The organism is Streptomyces sp. NPDC099050, from assembly GCF_044759865.1.
GTDB lineage: Bacteria > Actinomycetota > Actinomycetes > Streptomycetales > Streptomycetaceae > Streptomyces.
On the sequence record NZ_JBIWAE010000002.1, the window covers coordinates 471,173 to 492,632 of the forward strand.

The 21,460-nt window shown below is 71.5% G+C and carries 16 protein-coding genes; 11 read left to right on the forward strand and 5 right to left on the reverse strand.

Translation table 11 applies throughout. The annotated features are described in order from the left end of the window. Positions 1-21: 21 nt before the first annotated feature. From ACIQV3_RS05145 to ACIQV3_RS05155, 3 genes are all read right to left on the reverse strand, one after another. Positions 22-1,344 carry an MFS transporter gene (locus ACIQV3_RS05145; protein ID WP_403710154.1) on the reverse strand — a complete coding sequence of 441 codons (1,323 nt, stop codon included), beginning with the start codon at positions 1,342-1,344 and terminating at the stop codon, positions 22-24. Positions 1,345-1,514: 170 nt separating this feature from the next. After that, positions 1,515-2,171: an MBL fold metallo-hydrolase gene (locus ACIQV3_RS05150; RefSeq protein ID WP_403709883.1), complete on the reverse strand. Its 657-nt coding sequence runs from the start codon at positions 2,169-2,171 to the stop codon at positions 1,515-1,517. A 28-nt stretch (positions 2,172-2,199) separates the two neighbouring features. Continuing rightward, positions 2,200-2,901, reverse strand: coding sequence for a maleylpyruvate isomerase family mycothiol-dependent enzyme (locus tag ACIQV3_RS05155; protein ID WP_403709886.1), 702 nt, complete (start codon positions 2,899-2,901; stop codon positions 2,200-2,202). A gap of 188 nt (positions 2,902-3,089) precedes the next feature. Here ACIQV3_RS05155 and uvrA point away from each other — a divergent pair, with 188 nt between their 5' ends. Then, the gene (gene uvrA, locus ACIQV3_RS05160; RefSeq protein WP_403709888.1) at positions 3,090-6,086 is read left to right on the forward strand and encodes an excinuclease ABC subunit UvrA; all 2,997 of its coding nucleotides are present in this window, start codon (positions 3,090-3,092) and stop codon (positions 6,084-6,086) included. A gap of 148 nt (positions 6,087-6,234) precedes the next feature. Here uvrA and ACIQV3_RS05165 read toward each other — a convergent pair whose 3' ends face one another. After that, entirely contained in the window at positions 6,235-7,149 is a 915-nt protein-coding gene (locus ACIQV3_RS05165; protein ID WP_403709890.1) for a carbohydrate kinase, read from the reverse strand. 134 nt (positions 7,150-7,283) lie between these two features. Here ACIQV3_RS05165 and ACIQV3_RS05170 point away from each other — a divergent pair, with 134 nt between their 5' ends. After that, positions 7,284-7,715, forward strand: coding sequence for a Rieske 2Fe-2S domain-containing protein (locus ACIQV3_RS05170; protein ID WP_403709892.1), 432 nt, complete (start codon positions 7,284-7,286; stop codon positions 7,713-7,715). A gap of 25 nt (positions 7,716-7,740) precedes the next feature. Here ACIQV3_RS05170 and ACIQV3_RS05175 read toward each other — a convergent pair whose 3' ends face one another. Beyond that, on the reverse strand, positions 7,741-8,739 hold the full coding sequence (locus ACIQV3_RS05175) for a hypothetical protein (protein WP_403709894.1): 999 nt from the start codon (positions 8,737-8,739) through the stop codon (positions 7,741-7,743). Between the two features lie 249 nt (positions 8,740-8,988). Here ACIQV3_RS05175 and ACIQV3_RS05180 point away from each other — a divergent pair, with 249 nt between their 5' ends. From ACIQV3_RS05180 to ACIQV3_RS05220, 9 genes are all read left to right on the forward strand, one after another. Next, a complete protein-coding gene (locus ACIQV3_RS05180) occupies positions 8,989-9,648 on the forward strand; it encodes a papain-like cysteine protease family protein (protein ID WP_403709896.1) in 660 nt (219 codons plus the stop codon). A gap of 40 nt (positions 9,649-9,688) precedes the next feature. Beyond that, on the forward strand, positions 9,689-10,534 hold the full coding sequence (locus tag ACIQV3_RS05185; RefSeq protein WP_403709898.1) for a hypothetical protein: 846 nt from the start codon (positions 9,689-9,691) through the stop codon (positions 10,532-10,534). 108 nt (positions 10,535-10,642) lie between these two features. Then, positions 10,643-12,694, forward strand: a complete 2,052-nt coding sequence (gene uvrC, locus ACIQV3_RS05190; RefSeq protein ID WP_403709900.1) for an excinuclease ABC subunit UvrC — start codon at positions 10,643-10,645, stop codon at positions 12,692-12,694. Then, positions 12,691-13,704, forward strand: a complete 1,014-nt coding sequence (gene rapZ / locus ACIQV3_RS05195; protein ID WP_403709902.1) for an RNase adapter RapZ — start codon at positions 12,691-12,693, stop codon at positions 13,702-13,704. Before uvrC ends, rapZ begins: the two co-directional genes overlap by 4 nt. Next, complete coding sequence (gene yvcK, locus ACIQV3_RS05200) at positions 13,701-14,771, forward strand: uridine diphosphate-N-acetylglucosamine-binding protein YvcK (protein ID WP_403709904.1); 1,071 nt, start codon at positions 13,701-13,703, stop codon at positions 14,769-14,771. Before rapZ ends, yvcK begins: the two co-directional genes overlap by 4 nt. Continuing rightward, positions 14,762-15,763, forward strand: coding sequence for a DNA-binding protein WhiA (whiA, locus tag ACIQV3_RS05205; protein WP_403709906.1), 1,002 nt, complete (start codon positions 14,762-14,764; stop codon positions 15,761-15,763). Before yvcK ends, whiA begins: the two co-directional genes overlap by 10 nt. 171 nt (positions 15,764-15,934) lie before the next feature. Further along, positions 15,935-18,892, forward strand: a complete 2,958-nt coding sequence (locus ACIQV3_RS05210; RefSeq protein ID WP_403709908.1) for a M14 family zinc carboxypeptidase — start codon at positions 15,935-15,937, stop codon at positions 18,890-18,892. 208 nt (positions 18,893-19,100) lie between these two features. Beyond that, entirely contained in the window at positions 19,101-20,105 is a 1,005-nt protein-coding gene (gap, locus tag ACIQV3_RS05215; protein ID WP_243338363.1) for a type I glyceraldehyde-3-phosphate dehydrogenase, read from the forward strand. Positions 20,106-20,245: 140 nt separating this feature from the next. After that, complete coding sequence (locus tag ACIQV3_RS05220) at positions 20,246-21,457, forward strand: phosphoglycerate kinase (RefSeq protein WP_403709910.1); 1,212 nt, start codon at positions 20,246-20,248, stop codon at positions 21,455-21,457. Positions 21,458-21,460: the final 3 nt, after the last annotated feature.

Genomic DNA, 21,460 nt, shown 5'->3' on the forward strand with positions numbered 1-21,460 from the left:
GAGGGGCCGAGGGACGAGGGGCTATACGGGGGCGGCTGCTTCGGCCGCCTCCTTCTCTTTCTCCTTCTCCGCCTTCGCGCCCGTCCGCTGCCGGACGACCACCGGGTTGGTCTCCGGCAGCAGCGCGAAGCAGGCCAGCGAGACCAGGGCGATCACCGTCAGGTAGACGGCGACGGCCCACGGCGGGCCGGAGCCGTCCGCCAGCGCCGTCGCCACGATCGGGGTCAGCGCACCGCCCAGCACCCCGCCGAGGTTGTAGCCCACGGCCGCGCCCGTGCAGCGGATCCGCGGGGCGTACAGCTCGGGCAGGTACGCGCCCACCACCGCGAACATCGTCACCATGCCGAGCAGGGCGCCGAAGAGGCCCACGGTCATCAGCAGCGGGTCCGCGGTGCGCAGCAGCGCCACGAACGGGAACATCCACAGTGCCGACGCCGTGCAGCCGGCCAGGCACAGCGGGCGCCGGCCGTACCGGTCGCCGAGCACCGCGATCACCGGGGTGGCCACCCCCTTGAGGGCGACGGCCACCATAATGCAGGCCAGCATCACCGAGCGGTGCACGCCGAGGTGCTCGGTGGCGTACGCGAGCGACCAGGTGGTGACCGCGTAGAAGACGGCGTAGCCCACGGCCAGTGCCCCGCCGGTCAGCAGGAGCAGGCGCCAGTGGCCCCGTAGGACCTCGGCCAGCGGGGCTTCGGCCCGGTGCCCGGTCTCGGCCAGCGCACGGAACTGCGGGGTCTCCTCCACCGAGCGGCGCAGCCACAGCCCGGACAGGGCCAGCAGCCCCGCCACCCAGAACGGCACCCGCCAGCCCCAGGCGGCGAACTGCCCGTCGGACAGCGTGCTCGACAGGGTCAGCATCAGGCCGTTGGCCAGCAGGAACCCGACCGCCGGGCCCATCTGCGGGAAGCTCGACCAGAGCCCGCGCCGCCCCTCGGGGGCGTGCTCGGAGGTCAGCAGCACCGCGCCGCCCCACTCCCCGCCGAGGCCGAGACCCTGGAGGAAGCGCAGCAGGACCAGCAGGATCGGCGCGGCCATGCCGATGGAGGCGTACGAGGGCACGCAGCCCACCGCCACCGTGGCCAGGCCGGTGAGCAGCAGGGAGGCCAGCAGCACCGGGCGGCGGCCGTACCGGTCGCCGATGTGGCCGAAGACGGCGGAGCCGAGGGGCCGGGCGAGGAAGCCGACGCCGAAGGTGCCGAAGGCGGCGAGGGTGCCGGCGAGCGGGGAGAAGGAGGGGAAGAAGAGCGGTCCGAGCACCAGGGCGGCGGCGGTGCCGTAGACGAAGAAGTCGTAGAACTCGATGGCGGTGCCGACGAGGGAGGCGGCGGCGAGCCGGAGCATCGAGGGGGAGGCGGGGGCCCGGGCGGCTTCGGCCTTGGGGAGGGGAGCGGGGGAGGGGTCGTGTTGCATGGTGCAGCAATTACCCCGCCCCGCACCCTCAGGACGTGCGTTCGGTCATCAATGACCGGAAGGGAGTGCGGTCCGGCGCGAGGTTGACGCGCCGGAGCGGTTCACCAGCCGCGCTCGCGCCATTCGGCCAGGTGGGGGCGCTCGGCGCCGAGCGTGGTGTCGCTGCCGTGGCCGGGGTAGACCCAGGTCTCGTCCGACAGCTCGCCGAACAGCTTGTTCTCCACGTCGTCGAGCAGGCTGGTGAAGGCCTTCTGGTCGCCCGAGGTGTTGCCGACGCCGCCCGGGAAGAGGCAGTCGCCGGTGAACACGTGCGCGTGGCCGTGCGGGTCGTCGTAGACCAGCGCGATCGAGCCGGGGGTGTGGCCGACCAGGTGGCGGGCGGTCAGGGTGACCCGTCCGACCGTGATCGTGTCCCCGTCCGCGACGAGCACGTCGGTGGTGACCGGGATGCCCTCCGCGTCGTGGGCGCCCGCGTACGTCCGCGCGCCGGTCGCCGCGACCACGTCCGCCAGCGCGCCCCAGTGGTCGCCGTGCCGGTGGGTGGTGACCACGGAGGCGATGCCGCCGTCGCCGATCAGGCTCAGCAGGGTCTCCGGCTCCGCGGCCGCGTCGATGAGCAGCTGCTCGTCGGTGGCCCGGCAGCGCAGCAGGTAGGCGTTGTTGTTCATGCCGCCCACCGCGACTTTGGAAATCATCAGGTCCGAGAGTTCGTGCACGTCGGCCGGACCGCCGACCTTGACTGCTCCGCTGTACGTCATGTTCTCGATCCTAAGGGTGTCGTCCGGGCTAGAGCGGGGGCAGCTCGGGGAGGTGGCCGCCTTCGATCAGGGTGAGGTGCGCGCCCCGGTCCCCGCGTCCCGCGAGCCAGCCGAGCAGCTCGTCGCGGGTGCCGGCCAGGGTGATGGGCGTACCCGCCGTGCCACCGGTGTGCCACAGGGGTCCGGTGCCGTCGTACCCGAGCCACAGGGTGACCGGCGGGACCTCCGGGCGGCCCGACCAGCGGTCGGCGAGGAAGGCGATCTCGCGCTCGGCGAACTCGTCCGGGAGGTCGGACAGCTCGTAGCCGATGTTCAGGTCGACGTGGTGCAGCTCGACCTCGATCAGGCGCCGGAAGGGCACCCGTGCCGCCGTGTCCGTGACCCCGTTGCGCAGTTCCACGGTGCGGGTCCAGTCCTGCGGGCGCTCGGCGACGGCCTGCCAGCGGTCCGCGGAATTCCGGACGTCTTCGAGCTGTTCCAGCAGGGGACGCACCGCGTCGCGCTCGATGTCGGACTCCCGGGAGGTGGCGCTCTCGTACATCGGGCGGCCTTCGAAGACCTCGACCAGGGCGTCCGCGTTCCGGGCGAGGTGCGCCAGGACGTGGCCGCGGGTCCAGCCGGGGAGACGTGACTCTTCGGCCAGCTTCGCGTTGTCCAGCTTCGCGACCGCGGTCAGCAGTCGATCGGTGGCCTCGTGAACGGATCGCAGGTCGTGCGCATGATCAGTCATGCGGCCGAGCCTAGTGGCCGTGGGGCCCCCGCCACACGATCGGGTGAAGAGGGCTGCGGAGTGCCGAAAATCGAATGCACGTGCTATACGCTCGGAGTCCAGTCTCCCACTCCACCGCAGAGGCGCCCCCCAATACCCTTGGGACGGGGGCCAGTGCCCCCGCTCTCTCAAGAAAGGTGCGGACCGGCGTGACCGACCGTCTCATCGTTCGTGGCGCTCGCGAGCACAACCTCAAGAACGTCTCTCTTGACCTGCCGCGCGACTCGCTCATCGTCTTCACCGGACTCTCAGGGTCGGGCAAGTCCTCCCTGGCCTTCGACACGATCTTCGCCGAGGGCCAGCGCCGCTACGTCGAGTCGCTGTCCTCCTACGCCCGCCAGTTCCTCGGGCAGATGGACAAGCCCGACGTCGACTTCATCGAGGGCCTCTCCCCGGCCGTCTCCATCGACCAGAAGTCCACCTCGCGCAACCCCCGCTCCACCGTCGGCACCATCACCGAGGTCTATGACTATCTCCGCCTGCTCTTCGCGCGCATCGGCAAGCCCCACTGCCCCGAGTGCCGCCGGCCGATCTCGCGGCAGTCGCCGCAGGCGATCGTCGACAAGGTGCTCGCGCTGCCCGAGGGCAGCCGCTTCCAGGTGCTCTCGCCGCTGGTGCGCGAGCGCAAGGGCGAGTTCGTCGACCTCTTCGCCGACCTCCAGACCAAGGGCTACAGCCGCGCCCGCGTGGACGGGGAGACGATCCAGCTCTCCGAGCCGCCCACGCTGAAGAAGCAGGAGAAGCACACCATCGAGGTGGTCATCGACCGCCTCACCGTCAAGGACAGCGCCAAGCGCCGGCTGACGGACTCCGTGGAGACCGCCCTCGGGCTGTCGGGCGGCATGGTGATCCTGGACTTCGTCGACCTGGCGGAGGACGACCCCGAGCGTGAGCGGATGTACTCCGAGCACCTCTACTGCCCGTACGACGACCTCTCCTTCGAGGAGCTGGAGCCGCGCTCCTTCTCCTTCAACTCGCCCTTCGGCGCCTGCCCCGAGTGCACCGGCATCGGTACGCGCATGGAGGTGGACCCGGAGCTGATCGTCCCGGACGAGGACAAGTCGCTGGACGAGGGCGCGGTCTCCCCGTGGGCGCTCGGCCACACCAAGGACTACTTCCAGCGGCTGATCGGCGCGCTCGCCGGGGAGCTCGGCTTCCGCACGGACATCGCGTGGGCCGGCCTGCCGCTGCGGGCGAAGAAGGCCCTGCTGTACGGCCACAAGACCCAGATCGAGGTGCGCTACCGCAACCGGTACGGGCGCGAGCGGGCCTACACCACGGCCTTCGAGGGCGCGGTGCCGTTCGTGAAGCGGCGCCACTCGGAGTCCGAGAGCGACGCCAGCCGCGAGCGCTTCGAGGGCTACATGCGCGAGGTGCCCTGTCCCACCTGCCAGGGGACCCGGCTCAAGCCGATCGTGCTCGCGGTGACGGTCATGGACCGCTCGATCGCCGATGTCGCCGCGATGTCGATCAGCGAGTGCGCGGACTTCCTCGGACGCCTCAAGCTCGACGCCCGCGACAAGAAGATCGCCGAGCGGGTCCTCAAGGAGGTCAACGAGCGGCTCCGCTTCCTCGTCGACGTCGGCCTGGACTACCTCTCGCTCAACCGCGCCGCCGGCACCCTCTCGGGCGGCGAGGCCCAGCGCATCCGCCTCGCCACCCAGATCGGCTCCGGCCTGGTGGGCGTGCTGTACGTGCTGGACGAGCCCTCCATCGGCCTGCACCAGCGGGACAACCACCGCCTGATCGAGACCCTCGTCCGGCTGCGGGACATGGGCAACACGCTCATCGTCGTCGAGCACGACGAGGACACCATCAAGGTGGCCGACTGGGTCGTCGACATCGGCCCCGGTGCCGGAGAGCACGGCGGCAAGGTCGTGCACAGCGGCTCCCTGAAGGAGCTGCTGAAGAACCCCGAGTCGATCACCGGTCAGTACCTGTCCGGCAAGCGGTCCATCCCGCTCCCGGACGTACGCCGTCCCGTGGACCCGTCGCGCAAGCTCACGGTCCACGGCGCCAAGGAGAACAACCTCCAGGACATCGACGTGTCCTTCCCGCTAGGCGTGCTCACGGCGGTGACGGGCGTATCGGGCTCCGGCAAGTCGACGCTGGTCAACGACATCCTGTACACGCACCTCGCCCGCGAGCTCAACGGCGCGCGTTCGGTGCCGGGGCGGCACACGCGGGTGGACGGCGACGGCCTCGTCGACAAGGTCGTGCACGTCGACCAGTCGCCGATCGGCCGGACCCCGCGGTCCAACCCGGCCACGTACACCGGTGTCTTCGACCACGTCCGCAAGCTCTTCGCGGAGACGATGGAGGCGAAGGTGCGCGGCTACCTGCCGGGCCGCTTCTCCTTCAACGTGAAGGGCGGCCGGTGCGAGAACTGCTCCGGCGACGGCACGATCAAGATCGAGATGAACTTCCTGCCGGACGTGTACGTCCCGTGCGAGGTCTGCCACGGCGACCGGTACAACCGGGAGACGCTGGAGGTCCACTACAAGGGCAAGTCCATCGCCGAGGTCCTGAACATGCCGATCGAGGAGGCCGCAGGCTTCTTCGAGGCCGTTCCGACGATCTCGCGGCACCTGAAGACGCTGAACGAGGTGGGGCTCGGGTACGTCCGCCTCGGCCAGTCGGCGCCGACCCTGTCGGGCGGCGAGGCGCAGCGCGTGAAGCTGGCATCGGAGCTCCAGAAGCGCTCGACGGGGCGGACGGTGTACGTCCTGGACGAGCCGACGACGGGTCTGCACTTCGAGGACATCTCGAAGCTGATCAAGGTGCTGTCGGGGCTGGTCGACAAGGGCAACACGGTGATCGTCATCGAGCACAACCTCGACGTCATCAAGACCGCGGACTGGGTCGTGGACATGGGCCCCGAGGGCGGTTACGGAGGCGGCCTCGTCGTCGCCGAGGGCACCCCGGAGCAGGTCGCCTCGGTGGGCGCGAGCCACACGGGCAAGTTCCTGCGGGACATCCTGGGCGCGGACCGGGTGCTGGACGGCGCGGAGGCGGCCCGGCCCGCGGCGAAGAAGGCGGCGCCGCGCAAGAAGGCGGCGGCGGCCGCTCCGGCCAAGAAGGCGGCCGCGGCGAAGAAGGCCGCTCCGGCGGCCGCGAAGAAGACGACGCGCGCCCCCAAGGCGTAGCCGTTCGTGCTCGGACGCCGGCGGGCCGACATCTCGGCCTCGCCGGCGTTTGAGCCCTGGGGGTCCCCCAGTGCGGAGTCCGGGGGGACACCCGGTCCGGAGGGCGTCCGCGACGTCCGAGAGCACGGCCCCCTGCCCGCCGTCGCCGCTACGGTATGGGCCGCCCCGCGCTGAGCTCGGCGGCGTACGGAGGCTCCGCGCCCGCCCGGGTGCAGGTCAGCGCGGCCGCCGCGGCGGCGTAGGACAGCACCCCGGGCCAGTCCACCGGGCCCGGGCCCAGGCCCCCCGGGCCCCCCGCGTCGCCCGCGAGCCGGTGCAGCAGGGCCGCGTTCACGGTGTCGCCCGCGCCGATGGTGTCGACCACCGAGACCCGGCGGGCCGGTACCGAGTGCTCCGCCCCCTCCCGCGTCCACACCGTCAGGCCGTCCGCACCCCGGGTGAGCACCACCGCCGACGAGCCCGCCGCCAGCCAGTCACCGGCCCGGCCGCCCAGCCACGCCGCGTCCTCCTCCGACAGCTTCAGCACGCCGACGTGCGGCAGCCAGGACAGGAAGCGGGCCCGGTAGGCCGCCGGGTCGGCGATCAGCGCCGGGCGGATGTTGGGGTCGAGCAGGGTCAGCAGCCCGCGCCCGGCCTCCCGGCGCAGCAGGGTCTCGTAGGCGCTCGCCCCGGGCTCCAGCACCAGCGAACAGGTGCCGAGGGCCAGGGCCCGTACGCCCTCGGGGAGCGCGGGCGGCAGCCGGAACAGCCGGTCGGCCGTGCCCTCGACGTAGAACCCGTACGCCGCCGAGCCGTCCGGTGCCAGCGAGGGCACCGCCAGCGTGGTCGGCTCCGGTCCGCGCTGGACCAGCGAGAGGTCCACCCCGGCCGCGCGCAGCCCGTCGAGCAGCGAGGCGCCGAAGCCGTCCGTCGAGATCCGGGAGCAGAAGGCGACCGGTGCGCCGAGCCGGCCCAGCGCGAGCGCGGTGTTGTACGGTCCGCCGCCCGGCCGCGGCAGCAGGGCGCCCGGCGGCCGTTCGACGGGCACCAGGTCGATCAGGGCTTCTCCACCGACGACGATCACGCGGGGAAGCTACCCCATCGGGCGCGGGTATCGTCGGGTGGGCCCGCCGGGGCCCGGCCGGTACGATCCCGGCCGGCCGCACCGTCGCGCCGCCCTCACCCGGCCCTCACCCCGCCCTACCCCAGGAGCACCGCATGTCCGCCTCGCAGTCCGCCGCCCGCCGTACCGTCCTCAAGGGCGCCGCCGCGATCGTCGGAGCCGTCGGCGGCGGTGCGGCGCTCACCGCCTGCTCCACCGAGACCAACAGCGGCTCCGGCTCCCCGGCGGTCCCCGCCCAGCCCGTCGAGCTGGGTGCGGCGGCCGAGGTCCCGGTCGGCGGCGCGAAGCTGTTCCGGGAGAAGAAGCTCGTTGTCAGCTGCGCGGAGGCGGGCCAGTACAAGGCCTTCAGCGCCCAGTGCACCCACGCCGGCTGCGTCCTGGACAAGATTGTCGAGGGCGAGGGCAACTGCCCCTGCCACGGCAGCCGCTTCGACGTGACCACGGGCAAGGTGCTGCGCGGCCCGGCCACCGAGCCGCTGCCGGAGGTCCCGGTGAAGGTCGAGGGCGGCAACCTCGTCGCGGGCTGACGGGCGGGAGCGCCGCACCGGGCGCTCACTCCCAGTCCCACCCGATCCCCAGGATCCCGCGCCGCACCCCCTGCTCCACCAGGTGCACGGCCCGGTACGGTCCGCTCGGGTTCAGGTCCACGAGCCGCCCGCGCGGCGCGTCCGCCCCGCTGCGCGTGAAGCGGCGGCAGCGCACCGGCAGCGCGGCCTCGTCGAAGCGGACCTGGAGCACGTACTGCCCGCCCGTGTAGCTGAAGCCGCGCACGTACTCGGTGCTGCGGCCGGCGGTGCCGTCCTCGAAGCCGTAGCCGAAGACGTAGGTGTCCCCGGCGCGCAGCCGGGCGTCGAAGAGCAGCTCGGCGACGACCAGCTCGGCTTCGGGGTGGCGGCGGATCCGCCCGGTCCGGCAGTTCTCGACGGCCCGTACCCGGATCCGCCGCGGATCGCAGCCCGGGTCGCCGTGGTGCACGGCGACGTACCGGTCGACCCCGTCGCGGTGGGCCCGTACGACGTGCTGCGATTCGCGGCCGAGCATTTCCCCGGCGGGTCCGATCCACACCCGCTCGTGATGGCCGACGGTGTGCAGGCCGCCGTCCGCGGGCAGTTCCATGCCGGCCAGCAGCCCCTCCACGGTCGCGCCCACGCTGAACAGGGCCCGGTACGAACGCGCGGGCGGCCGGGCCGTCCCGGGCGTGGCGGCATCCGGCGCGGCCAGCAGCCGCAGCAGGGCCCCCTCGGGCAGTTCCAGGATCTGTTCCAGGGCCCGTACGGCCTTCAGCGACTCGGGGCGGCCCGGCCGCCGGGCGCCCTGCTGCCAGTAACTGAGGCTCGTCACCCCGAGCTTGATGCCACGGGCGGCGAGCCGGTGCTGCACCCGGTGCAGGGGCAGACCGCGGGCGGCGAGGGCGGCGCGCAGCGCGAGGTGGAAGGGGCCTTCGCGCAGCAGGCGCGGCAGCTCCCGGGCGCCGTCCGCGCGGGCACCGTCCGCGGCGGCGCCGTCCGCGGGGGCACTGTCCGGGAAGGCGCCGTTCGCGCTCGACCGCATGGCGGCTCCTCCTGTGAACGTTCACGCGACGGGGTGCGGGCGGTCCGGCGGGCGGCGCCCGCGGCCCCGGTGGGTCCAGGTGGGTCCGGGTGGGGTGAGGGCGGACGTTCACACTCTGGCCCCACCGTTCACACCGCGATGTCACGCCGTATTGAAGCGTGTTGACCTGTTCCCGACAACACCCCGATGCTCCTCCACAGCGTCCGGACGCGCTCCTCCATCCCCGCTCCCCACAACGGGAGGAACGCGATGCGCCACCGCAACCGGCGGCTTTCCCTCGCCGCCTTCGTCACCGCCCTGCTCCTCGCCTTGCCCACCGCTGCCGCCACCGCCGCCGATGCCGCCGCCGGTACGGGCACCACCACCGCCACCGCCACCACCACCGCCACCACCGCCGCCACCACCGCACCCGCCGGGAGCACGGCCCTGGCGTCCAAGCGGCTGAACATCACCATGCAGGCCCAGCAGAAGACCAACTGGTGCTGGGCCGCCGGCGGCAACACCATCGCCACCTGGTTCGGCCGCAGCTACAGCCAGAACCAGTTCTGCAACGCGGCCTTCAACCGCCAGCAGGGCTACGACTGCCCCAACAACCAGGCCACCCTCGGCAATGTGCAGACAGGCCTGCGCTGGGCCGGCATCAACTCCGGCTCCTACGTGAACGGCTGGCTCCAGTACTCCACCGTCCAGACCGAGATCAATGCCAACCGCCCGATCGAGACCCGCATCCAGTGGTCCAACGGCGGCGGCCACATGCACGTGATCTACGGCTACGACACCGCGAACAGCTGGGTGTACTGGGGAGACCCGTGGCCCTCCAGCGACCGCTACAACTGGGCCTCCCACGCCTGGTACGTGGACAACGGCACCTTCTCCTGGACCCACTCGCTCTACCGGATCGGGGCGTGACCTCATGAATCCCCGTGATCTCGTGCCCCTTCGTGACCTCATGAAGGCCCGTCTCGCCGCCGCGGCCGTCGCCGCGACCGCCGTAATGGCCCTGGCCCCCGCCCAGGCGTCCGCGGCGCCCGTACCGCAGCCCCAGGCCGCCACCGCCGAGAACCTGGCCGCCGCCGGGCGGACGGCGGCGGCCCCCGACACCCTCGCCACCCTGTCCCGCTTCTTCGCCCGCGAGGGCAAGGTCTCGCTCGCGGCCGCGCGGCCCCGCATCGAGGGCGAGAGCGTTCCCGTGCACTACCTCTCCCCGGAGTTCGTCGCCGGGAAGGCGGGCGCGAGCGTGGCCCGGCTGGAGTTCCTCGCCAGCAAGGCCGTCTCCTCGGACGGACAGCAGGCCGCCCTGTGGACCGCGAAGACCGAAGCGGGCTGGCAGGTGGTGAACATCGCCACCGGCGACGACGAGTTCCGCTACGCACGGCTCGGCGCGGCGAAACTCCCCGGCGGGACCGTGTTCCGCGAACCGCAGATCGACGCCTGGTACGTGGCCGGCGGCGACCGGGTGCTGCCCCTGGACGAGGACGCGGGCACGGCCGTCGGCGCGCAGGGCACGAGCCTGGCCGCCTACCGGACCCGGGTCGTCAAGGCCTACGGGGACAAGCTGCCGGGGTCCGCCTACGGCAAGGCCGGCAAGGCCGGTGGCTTCGCCCCCACGGAAGCCACGGCAGCCACGGAGGCCACGGAAGCCACGGCAGCCACGGAAACCACCGCGGCCTCCGCCACGTCCGGGCCCGACTCCGCCGGGCTCCCGATGGCCGCCGGAGCCCTGGCTCTGGCGCTGGGCGCGGCCGGCGCCGTGGCCGCGCGGCGCGCCCGGCGGCAGCGGGTGGTGCGGGCGTAGCCACCCGGGGGTCCGGCCGCCCGGCCGCCTGCCGGGCGGCCGGACCCTGCCGTGCGCCGGGACCCCGCGGGGCTGAGGTTGTCGGCGGGCGACAGTAGGGTGGTTGGCATGGCCGACCCTTCCAGCTACCGCCCCGAGCCGGGACAGGTCCCCGACTCCCCGGGGGTCTACAAATTCCGCGACGAGCACCGCCGGGTGATCTACGTAGGGAAGGCCAAGAGCCTGCGCCAGCGGCTGGCCAGCTACTTCCAGGACCTCGCCGGACTGCACCCGCGCACCGCCACCATGGTGACCACGGCCGCCTCCGTCGAGTGGACCGTGGTCTCCACCGAGGTCGAGGCGCTCCAGCTCGAATACTCCTGGATCAAGGAGTTCGACCCCCGGTTCAACGTCAAGTACCGCGACGACAAGAGCTACCCCTCGCTCGCCGTCACCATGAACGAGGACTACCCGCGGGTCCAGGTCATGCGCGGACCCAAGAAGAAGGGCGTGCGCTACTTCGGCCCGTACGGGCACGCCTGGGCCATCCGCGAGACCGTCGACCTGATGCTCCGGGTCTTCCCCGTCCGCACCTGCTCCGCCGGTGTGTTCAAGCGGTCCGCCCAGATCGGCCGCCCCTGCCTGCTCGGTTACATCGGCAAGTGCTCCGCGCCCTGCGTCGGCCGGGTCACCCCCGAGGAGCACCGCGAACTCGCCGAGGACTTCTGCGACTTCATGGCCGGCCGCACCGGCACCTACCTCACCCGCCTCGAACAGCAGATGCACGAGGCCGCCGAGGAGATGGAGTACGAGAAGGCCGCCCGGCTGCGCGACGACATAGGGGCCCTGCGCCGGGCCATGGAGAAGAACGCGGTCGTGCTCGCCGACGCCACCGACGCCGACCTGTTCGCGGTCGCCGAGGACGAGCTCGAAGCGGCCGTGCAGATCTTCCACGTCCGTGGCGGCCGGGTCCGAGGCCAGCGCGGCTGGGTCACCGACAAGGTCGAGGCCGTGGACACCGCCGGACTCGTCGAGCACGCCCTCCAGCAGCTGTACGGGGAGGAGAAGGGCGAGGCCGTCCCCAAGGAGGTACTGGTCCCGGCGCTCCCCGAGGACACCCCGGCCCTGAGCCAGTGGCTCGCCGAGCGGCGCGGTTCTCAGGTCAGCCTGCGCATCCCGCAGCGCGGGGACAAGAAGGCGCTGATGGAGACCGTCCACCGCAACGCCCAGCAGTCCCTCGCCCTGCACAAGACCAAGCGCGCCGCCGACCTCACCACCCGCTCGCGGGCCCTGGAGGAGATCGCCGAGGCCCTGGAGCTGGACGGCGCGCCGCTGCGCATCGAGTGCTTCGACATCTCCCACCTGCAGGGCGACGACGTCGTGGCCTCCATGGTCGTCTTCGAGGACGGGCTCGCGCGCAAGGGCGAGTACCGGCGCTTCCAGATCAAGTCCTTCGAGGGCCAGGACGACGTCCGCTCCATGCACGAGGTGGTCTCCCGGCGCTTCCGCCGCTACCTCCAGGAGAAGCTGAAGACGGGGGAGTGGTCGCCCGAGTCCCCTGGGTCGCCGGGTTCCCCCGGGGCCGCCGCGGGCGGGGAAGTCGACCAGGACGCGCCCGAGGACGACGGACGCCCCAGGCGCTTCGCGTACCCGCCGCAGCTCGTCGTGGTCGACGGCGGGCAGCCCCAGGTGGCCGCTGCCAAGCGGGCCCTGGAGGAGCTGGGGATCGACGACGTCGCCGTGTGCGGCCTCGCCAAGCGCCTGGAGGAGGTCTGGCTGCCCGGGGAGGACGACCCGGTGGTGCTGCCCCGCAGCAGCGAGGGCCTGTACCTGCTCCAGCGGGTCCGTGACGAAGCCCACCGGTTCGCCATCCAGTACCAGCGGGGCAAGCGGGGCAAGCGCCTGAAGGCCGGCCCCCTCGACGAGGTCCCCGGGCTCGGCGAGAGCCGCAGGCTGGCCCTGATCAAACACTTCGGTTCGGTGAAAAAGCTGAGACAGGCGACAATCGACCAGATCTGCGAGGTCCCGGGCATAGGCCGCAAGACGGCCGAGACCGTGGCCGTGGCCCTCGCCCAGGCGGTTCCCGCCGGTCCCGCCGTCAATACGGCGACCGGGGAGATCATTGAGGATGAGACCCCCGCGTCCGCGGGAGCAGCATCCGATCGGGGGACCGAGCAATGACCGAGCACGAGACCCGCCGTGACCGAGGATCCGAGCAGGATTCCGGAAGTGGCACCGCAGACACCGCAGACATCGCATCCGAGTACGACCGAGACGGAGCACAGGTGAGTACGGGCACGACAGTGGAGCCCGGAGATACCGCCGAGGCGGCCATCCCCGAGCTGGTGATCATCTCCGGTATGTCCGGGGCCGGCCGCAGTACGGCGGCCAAGTGCCTGGAGGACCTCGGCTGGTTCGTCGTCGACAACCTCCCGCCCGCGCTGATCACCACCATGGTGGAACTCGGCGCCCGCTCGCAGGGCAACGTGGCGCGCATCGCCGTCGTCGTCGACGTCCGCGGCCGCCAGTTCTTCGACGCGCTGCGCGAATCCCTCGCCGACCTGGAGACCCGCGGGGTCACCCGGCGGATCGTCTTCCTGGAGTCCTCGGACGACGCCCTCGTCCGCCGCTTCGAGTCGGTCCGCCGCCCGCACCCGCTCCAGGGCGACGGCCGCATCGTCGACGGCATCGCCGCCGAGCGCGACCTGCTGCGCGAGCTGCGCGGGGACGCCGACCTCGTCATCGACACCTCCAGCCTGAACGTGCACGAGCTGCGCGCCAAGATGGACGCCCAGTTCGCCGGGGACGAGGAGCCCGAGCTGCGGGCCACCGTCATGTCCTTCGGCTACAAGTACGGGCTCCCCGTCGACGCCGACCTCGTCGTCGACTGCCGCTTCATCCCCAACCCGCACTGGGTCCCGGAGCTGCGCCCCTTCACCGGTCTGAACGAGGAGGTGTCGGGCTACGTCTTCAGCCAGCCCGGCGCCAAGGAGTTCCTCGACCGCTACACCGAGCTGCTCCAGCTCATCGCCACCGGCTACCGCCGCGAGGGCAAGCGGTACGTGACGATCGCGGTCGGCTGCACCGGCGGCAAGCACCGCAGCGTCGCGATGTCGGAGAAGCTCGCCGCCCGCCTCGCCTCCGAAGGAGTCGAGACCGTCGTCGTCCACAGGGACATGGGGCGCGAGTGACCGGACGTACCATGCGGCTCCGCCGCCTGCGCCGCCTCACCACCGGCAAGGGTGAGGACGGCGCGGGCCGTACGGGCCTGCGCCGGGGCGAGGCCTCCGAGGTGGCGGCGCCCAAGGTCGTGGCGCTGGGCGGCGGCATGGGCCTCTCGGCCTCGCTGACCGCCCTGCGCCGGATCACGGGCGAGCTGACCGCCGTGGTCACCGTCGCGGACGACGGCGGCTCCAGCGGCAGGCTGCGCGAGGAGCTCGGCGTCCTGCCGCCCGGGGACCTGCGCAAGGCGCTGGCCGCGCTGTGCGGCGACGACGACTGGGGCCAGACCTGGGCGCGGGTCATCCAGCACCGCTTCCAGTCCCAGGGCGACCTGCACGAGCACGCGGTCGGCAATCTGCTGATCGTCGCCCTGTGGGAACAGCTCGGCGACCCCGTCCAGGCCCTGGACCTCGTCGGGAAGCTGCTCGGCGCCCAGGGCCGGGTGCTGCCGATGTCGGCGGTCCCGCTGGAGCTCCAGGCCCTGGTCAAGGGCCACGATCCGGCCCGCCCCGAGGACGTGGACACCGTGCGGGGGCAGGCCACCGTGGCGCTGACCCCCGGCGAGGTGCTCTCCGTCCAGGTGGTGCCGAGCGACCCGCCGGCGGTGCCGGAAGCGGTCGCGGCGGTGCTCGACGCGGACTGGGTCGTGCTCGGTCCGGGGTCCTGGTTCTCCTCGGTGATCCCGCACCTGCTGGTGCCCGAACTGCTCGACGCGCTGGTCGAGACGAAGGCCCGCAGGGTGCTCTCGCTGAACCTCGCACCACAACCCGGCGAAACAGAGGGCTTCTCTCCGCAGCGTCATTTGGAGGTTTTGGCCCGACACGCCCCTAAACTCGCCCTGGACGTGGTGCTGGCCGATCTGGCTGCCGTGCCCGATCGCGAGTCCCTCGCCGATGCCGCAAAACGGTTCGGCGCCGCGGTCGAGCTGGCGCCGGTCGCCCGGCTGGACGGCTCTCCGAAGCATGATCCGGAGCTGCTGGCCGCCGCGTACGACCGTATTTTTCGGATGCATGGAAGGATCGGCCCATGGCGATGACGCCCGCGGTGAAGGATGAGATCGCCCGCCTGCCTGTCACCCGCACCTGCTGCAGGAAGGCGGAGGTCTCGGCGATCCTTCGGTTTGCGGGCGGGCTGCACCTGGTGAGCGGCCGGATCGTCATCGAGGCGGAACTGGACGCGGGGATCGCGGCCCGCCGCCTGCGCAAGGACATTCTGGAGATCTTCGGGCACTCCTCGGATCTCGTGATCATGGCTCCGGGCGGCTTGCGCCGGGGCAACCGGTACGTGGTCCGCGTGGTCGCCGGCGGCGACCAGCTCGCCCGCCAGACCGGCCTCGTGGACGGCCGCGGCCGTCCGATCCGGGGTCTCCCCCCGCAGGTGGTCTCCGGGGCCACCTGTGACGCCGAGGCGGCCTGGCGCGGGGCCTTCCTGGCCCACGGCTCGCTGACCGAGCCGGGGCGCTCCTCCTCCCTGGAGGTCACCTGCCCCGGTCCGGAAGCCGCCCTGGCCCTGGTCGGCGCGGCCCGCCGGCTCTCCATCGCCGCGAAGGCCCGTGAGGTCCGCGGCGTGGACCGGGTCGTCGTACGGGACGGGGACGCCATCGGCGCCCTGCTGACCCGGCTCGGCGCCCACGACTCCGTGCTGGCCTGGGAGGAGCGGCGGATGCGGCGCGAGGTGCGCGCCACCGCCAACCGCCTGGCCAACTTCGACGACGCCAACCTGCGCCGCTCGGCGCGGGCCGCGGTGGCCGCCGGAGCGCGGGTCCAGCGCGCCCTGGAGATCCTCGCCGAGGAGGTCCCCGAGCACCTCGCCGCGGCCGGCCGGCTGCGCATGGAGCACAAGCAGGCCTCCCTGGAGGAGCTGGGCGCGCTCGCCGACCCGCCGCTGACCAAGGACGCGGTCGCGGGCCGGATCCGCCGCCTGCTGGCGATGGCCGACAAGCGGGCCCAGGACCTCGGGATCCCGGGCACCGAGTCGAACCTCGACCTCAGCGACAGCGAGGAGCTGGCCGACAACATGGTTGGCTGAGCAGGAAGCCCGGGCGGAAAGAACGCCTCCGAAAGGGGCTCGCGCGATCACTCGTGCGGGCCCCTTTCCGGTATGCCCCATTGACATGAGCATGTGCCGGTCGTGAGCCTGTCGTCCGAAGCTTTCGTGGCAGACGGGAGCTTTCGTGGCAGACGACGCCCAGGGGGGCACATGAGGCACCGCGCGAGATCGATCCTCGCCGCAAGCGCATTCGTCTTCGGCACCACACTGGCCGCACTACCCGCGGCGGCCCAGCCCCAGCCCGGCGCGGCGGACACGTCCGCCGCCGACGAGGTGCGGGTCTACGACGCCGACATCACCAAGGAGCAGGTCCCGCTGGTCCTGGCGGCCGGCCAGGACGCGCACGAGCTCTCCGAACGCGCCCCGGAGACCGGGACCGCCAAGGTCGAGCTCTTCCTCACCGGCGGTCAGGCCAAGGACCTGTCGGCCCAGGGGATCAAGCTCGCCGAACGCAAGGTCGCGGCCAAGGCCGCGGCGCGCACGCAGGCGGCCGGCGACGGGGTCTTCCGCCCGTACAGCGGCAAGGGCGGACTCCAGGAGGAGATCCTGCGCACCGCCCAGGAGAACCCGGGCCTCACCAAGGTCGTCTCCATCGGCAAGACCGTCCAGGGCAAGGACATCCTCGCCCTGAAGGTGTCCAAGAACGCCAAGAAGACCAGGGACGGCGCCAAGCCCTCCACGCTCTTCATGTCGAACCAGCACGCCCGTGAGTGGATCACCCCCGAGATGACCCGGCGGCTGATGCACCACACGCTCGACAGCTACGGCAAGGACCCGCGGATCACCAAGCTGGTGGACTCCACCGAGCTGTGGTTCCTGCTCTCCGCCAACCCCGACGGCTACGACTACACCTTCGCCCCCGACGGCCAGCGGCTGTGGCGCAAGAACCTGCGCGACAACAACGCCGACGGCAAGATCACCACGGGCGACGGCGTCGACCTCAACCGCAACTTCACCTACAAGTGGGGCTACGACAACGAGGGCTCCTCGCCCAACCCGTCGAGCGAGACCTACCGCGGCGCCAAGGCCTCCTCGGAGCCCGAGACCGTCGCCCTCGACGGGTTCCAGAAGCGCATCGGCTTCGACTACGGCATCAACTACCACTCCGCGGCCGAACTGATCCTGTACGGCGTGGGCTGGCAGGTGGCCACCCCCACCCCCGACGACGTCGCCTACGAGGCGCTCGCCGGCACCCCGGAGAACCCGGCGGTCCCCGGCTACTACCCGCAGGTCTCCTCCGAGCTCTACACCACCAACGGCGAGGCCGACGGCCATGCCGCCAACGCCAACGGCATGATGATGTTCACGCCGGAGATGACCACCTGCCAGACGGCCTCCGCGATCGACCCGGCCGACCAGTGGAAGCCCGAGGACTGCGCCTCCGGCTTCAACTTCCCGGACGACGAGAAGCTCATCCAGGCCGAGTTCGCCAAGAACATCTCCTTCGCGCTCTCCGTGGCCGAGAGCGCCGAGCGCCCGGACCAGCCGAAGTCCTCCCTGGGCCTGACCGCCGCGGACTTCACCCTGGACCCCTTCACCACCTCCTACGCGGCCCGGGGCGAGGACCAGGAGGTCGCCGTCACGGCCCGCAAGGCGCTGAAGGACAAGGAGCTCAACTACCGGATCAACGGGGGCCGTACCCACGACGAGGACCTCGAGGCCTGGAAGGGCGGCGAGACCTACGGCGGCGAGGACAACAACTGGTTCGACGAGTACCGCGCCGAGGTCGAGGGCGCCAGGCCCGGCGACAAGGTCGAGGTCTGGTTCACCGGCCGCGACCGCGGCAAGCAGGTCTCCAGCGAGCACTTCACGTACACGGTGGCCGCACGGCCCCGCGCCGACGTGCTGGTGATCGCCGAGGAGGGCGCCCCGGCGCAGCACGCGCAGGAGTACGTGGAGGCCCTGAAGGCCAACGGCAAGAGCGCGGCGGTCTGGGACGTGGCCGTCCAGGGCGCCCCGCACCACCTCGGAGCCCTCTCCCACTTCCGTACGGCCGTCCACTACACCGGGGCCAAGTCCCCGGGCGGCGACACCCAGCTGGCGGTACGCGACTTCCTCAACGAGGGCGGCAAGCTGATCGAGGCCGGGGAGCTGGCGGGCGGCAACGCCCAGGTCGGCCGCGCCGTGACCAACGACTTCAGCCAGTACTTCCTCGGCGCCTACGGCCGCGCGGGGGTCACCGGCCCCACCGGCTTCACCGGCGCGGGCTCCCTGAGCGGAGCCAAGGGCGCCCTCGGTGACGCCACGGGCAACCCGCTCGACCGCCCGGGCTCCTACACGGTCACCTCCGACACCCTGCCCGCGGCGCAGTTCCCGCAGTTCAAGAGCGCGCAGGCGGGCCAGTACGCCGGAGTCGTGAACCCGTACGCCCCTTACGCCGGCGCCTCGATGGCCTCGGCCACGCACGCAGACGACGACTGGAAGCGCCTCACCCGCACCATCGACCTCACCGGGGTCACCGCGGCCGACCAGCCGAAGCTCAAGATGGCGCTCAACTGGAACACCGAGGAGGGCTACGACCACGCGGTCCTGGAGTCCCGTACCGCGGGCGGCGACGACTGGACCACGCTGCCCGACCTGGGCGGCCTGACCACCACCACCGTTCCGGAGGAGTGCGGGGCCGGGTTCTTCATCAACGGCCACCCGTTCCTGCGCCGCTACCTCACGCTCGACGCGGGCGGCTGCGCCCCGCAGGGGACCAGCGGCACCTGGAACTCCTTCACCGCTTCCTCCGGCGGCTGGAAGCAGGTCTCCTTCGACCTGAGCGCGTACGCGGGCAAGACCGTAGAGGTCTCCCTCGCCTACATCACTGACCCGGGCTCGGGCGGCCGCGGGGTCTTCGCGGACGAGGCCCGCGTCTCGATCGGCGGCGCCGACCAGGCGGCCGAGGGCTTCGAGTCCTCGTTCGGCGTCTGGACCGCCCAGGGCGCACCTGCCGGAAGCCCCGATGTTCCGGGCGATTGGTCCCGGTCGGGCGAGCTGTTCAAGTCCTACGCCTCGGTCACTACGCGTGACACCGTGCTCTTGGGCTTCGGCCTCGAACACGTGCCGGCCGCGGCGGACCGCGCCGTACTCGTCGGTAAGGCGCTCCGCTCGCTGAACCACTGATCAGAGGCCCTGACCGCGCTCACCGTGAGTGACCGGGCACAAAGTCCCCGAGGTCCCGTACTCGTCCTGTAGTGCGGGGCTTCGGGGCGTGTCACAGGATGGCCGATGTCACTCCGAAGCTCACGGAGAGGTAGTGTCGTAAGCGGTCGGGGACATCCCATACAGCTCGCTGGCGGACAGGCCGGCGCACCAACGAGGAGATCGGTTCGTGACGATCCGCGTAGGCATCAATGGTTTTGGCCGAATTGGCCGCAACTACTTCCGGGCGCTCCTGGAGCAGGGAGCGGACATCGAGATCGTCGGTGTCAACGACCTGACTGACAACGCAACCCTGGTTCACCTCCTCAAGTACGACACGATCCTGGGCCGTCTCAAGGCCGAGGTCAGCCACACCGACGACACCATCACCGTCGGTGGCAACACCTTCAAGACCTTTGCCGAGCGCGACCCCGCGAACCTCCCCTGGGGCGAGCTGGGCGCCGACATCGTCATCGAGTCGACCGGCATCTTCACCAAGAAGGCCGACGCCGCCAAGCACATCGCGGCCGGCGCGAAGAAGGTCCTCATCTCGGCTCCGGCCAAGGACGAGGACATCACGATCGTGATGGGCGTCAACCAGGAGAAGTACGACGCGGCCAACCACCACGTCATCTCCAACGCCTCCTGCACCACCAACTGCGTGGCGCCGATGGCCAAGGTCCTCCTGGAGAACTTCGGCATCGTCAAGGGCATGATGACGACGGTCCACGCGTACACGAACGACCAGCGCATCCTGGACTTCCCGCACTCGGACCTGCGCCGGGCGCGCGCGGCCGCCGAGAACATCATCCCGACCACCACCGGTGCCGCCAAGGCCACCGCGCTGGTCATCCCGGAGCTGGCGGGCAAGCTCGACGGCATCGCGATGCGCGTCCCGGTCCCCACCGGTTCCGTGACCGACCTCGTCATCGAGCTCGAGCGCGAAGTCACCAAGGACGAGGTCAACTCGGCCTTCCAGAAGGCCTCTCAGGGCCAGCTGAAGGGCATCCTGGACTACACCGAGGACGCGATCGTCTCTTCCGACATCGTGAACTGGCCGTACTCCTGCACCTTCGACTCCTCCCTGACCATGGTCCAGGGCAAGAGCGTCAAGGTCATCGGCTGGTACGACAACGAGTGGGGCTACTCCAACCGCCTCGTCGACCTGACCGTGTTCGTCGGCGGTCAGCTCTAAGCACCAAGGCAGGCACCACGATGTGAGCACCGGGGCTCGGGCAGCGCGATGAAGCGCTGTACGGGCCCTGTTGCTTGTCTCGTACCCCTCTCGTCCCGCACGGGTAAAGTCCTGGGCTGGGAAAAGGAGTAGAAAACAGCATGAAGACGATCGACGAACTTCTCGCCGAGGGCGTTTCCGGCAAGCGTGTCTTCGTACGCGCCGACCTCAACGTGCCCCTCTCGAACGGTGAGATCACCGATGACGGCCGCATCCGCGCCGTGCAGCCCACCATCGCGAAGCTCGCCGAGGCCGGCGCCCGCGTGATCGTGGCCTCGCACCTGGGCCGCCCCAAGGGCGCCCCGGACCCGGCCTTCTCGCTGGCGCCCGCCGCCGCCCGCCTCGGCGAGCTGCTCGGTACGGACGTCGCGTTCGCCACCGACACCGTCGGCACCTCCGCCAAGGAGACCGTCGCGGCCCTCGCCGACGGCCAGGTCGCCGTCATCGAGAACCTGCGCTTCAACGCCGGTGAGACCGCCAAGGACGACGCCGAGCGCGGCGCCTTCGCGGACCAGCTCGCCGAGCTGGCCGACGTCTACGTCGGCGACGGCTTCGGCGCTGTCCACCGCAAGCACGCCTCGGTCTTCGACCTCCCCGCGCGCCTCCCGCACGCGGCCGGCTACCTCATCGCCACCGAGGTCGGCGTCCTGAAGAAGCTGACCGCCGAGGTCAAGCGCCCGTACGTGGTCATCCTCGGCGGCGCCAAGGTCTCCGACAAGCTCGCCGTCATCGACGAGCTGCTCGGCAAGGCCGACCGCCTCCTCATCGGCGGCGGCATGGCGTACACCTTCCTCTACGCCAAGGGCTACGAGGTCGGCATCTCCCTGCTCCAGAAGGACCAGGTGGACGTCGTCAAGGAGTACATGGAGCGCGCCGAGAAGAACGGTGTCGAGCTGGTCCTCCCGGTCGACATCCTCGCCTCCAAGGACTTCCCGGACCTGAAGACCAAGGCTCCGGCGGACTTCATCACCGTCGACGCGGACAAGATCCCCGCCGACCAGGAGGGTCTGGACATCGGTCCCAGGACCCGCGAGCTGTACGCCTCTAAGATCGCCGACGCCGAGACCGTCTTCTGGAACGGCCCCGTGGGCGTCTTCGAGCACCCCGACTACGCCGGCGGCACCAGCGCCATCGCGCAGGCCCTCGTCGACAGCAACGCCTTCACCGTCGTCGGCGGTGGCGACTCGGCCGCCGCCGTGCGCACGCTCGGCTTCGACGAGAACGCTTTCGGCCACATTTCGACCGGTGGCGGCGCCTCCCTCGAGTACCTCGAGGGCAAGACGCTCCCCGGCCTCGCCGCACTGGAGGTCTGACCC

Bases quoted from the DNA above. Each gene is read 5' to 3' on its own strand.
- ACIQV3_RS05145 (WP_403710154.1), bottom strand. From the start codon at position 1,344: ATGCTCCGGCTCGCCGCCGCCTCCCTCGTCGGCACCGCCATCGAGTTC.
- ACIQV3_RS05150 (WP_403709883.1), bottom strand. From the start codon at position 2,171: ATGACGTACAGCGGAGCAGTCAAGGTCGGCGGTCCGGCCGACGTGCAC.
- ACIQV3_RS05155 (WP_403709886.1), bottom strand. From the start codon at position 2,901: ATGACTGATCATGCGCACGACCTGCGATCCGTTCACGAGGCCACCGAT.
- ACIQV3_RS05170 (WP_403709892.1), top strand. From the start codon at position 7,284: ATGTCCGCCTCGCAGTCCGCCGCCCGCCGTACCGTCCTCAAGGGCGCC.
- ACIQV3_RS05175 (WP_403709894.1), bottom strand. From the start codon at position 8,739: ATGCGGTCGAGCGCGAACGGCGCCTTCCCGGACAGTGCCCCCGCGGAC.
- ACIQV3_RS05180 (WP_403709896.1), top strand. From the start codon at position 8,989: ATGCGCCACCGCAACCGGCGGCTTTCCCTCGCCGCCTTCGTCACCGCC.
- ACIQV3_RS05185 (WP_403709898.1), top strand. From the start codon at position 9,689: ATGAAGGCCCGTCTCGCCGCCGCGGCCGTCGCCGCGACCGCCGTAATG.
- uvrC (WP_403709900.1), top strand. From the start codon at position 10,643: ATGGCCGACCCTTCCAGCTACCGCCCCGAGCCGGGACAGGTCCCCGAC.
- rapZ (WP_403709902.1), top strand. From the start codon at position 12,691: ATGACCGAGCACGAGACCCGCCGTGACCGAGGATCCGAGCAGGATTCC.
- whiA (WP_403709906.1), top strand. From the start codon at position 14,762: ATGGCGATGACGCCCGCGGTGAAGGATGAGATCGCCCGCCTGCCTGTC.
- ACIQV3_RS05210 (WP_403709908.1), top strand. From the start codon at position 15,935: ATGAGGCACCGCGCGAGATCGATCCTCGCCGCAAGCGCATTCGTCTTC.
- ACIQV3_RS05220 (WP_403709910.1), top strand. From the start codon at position 20,246: ATGAAGACGATCGACGAACTTCTCGCCGAGGGCGTTTCCGGCAAGCGT.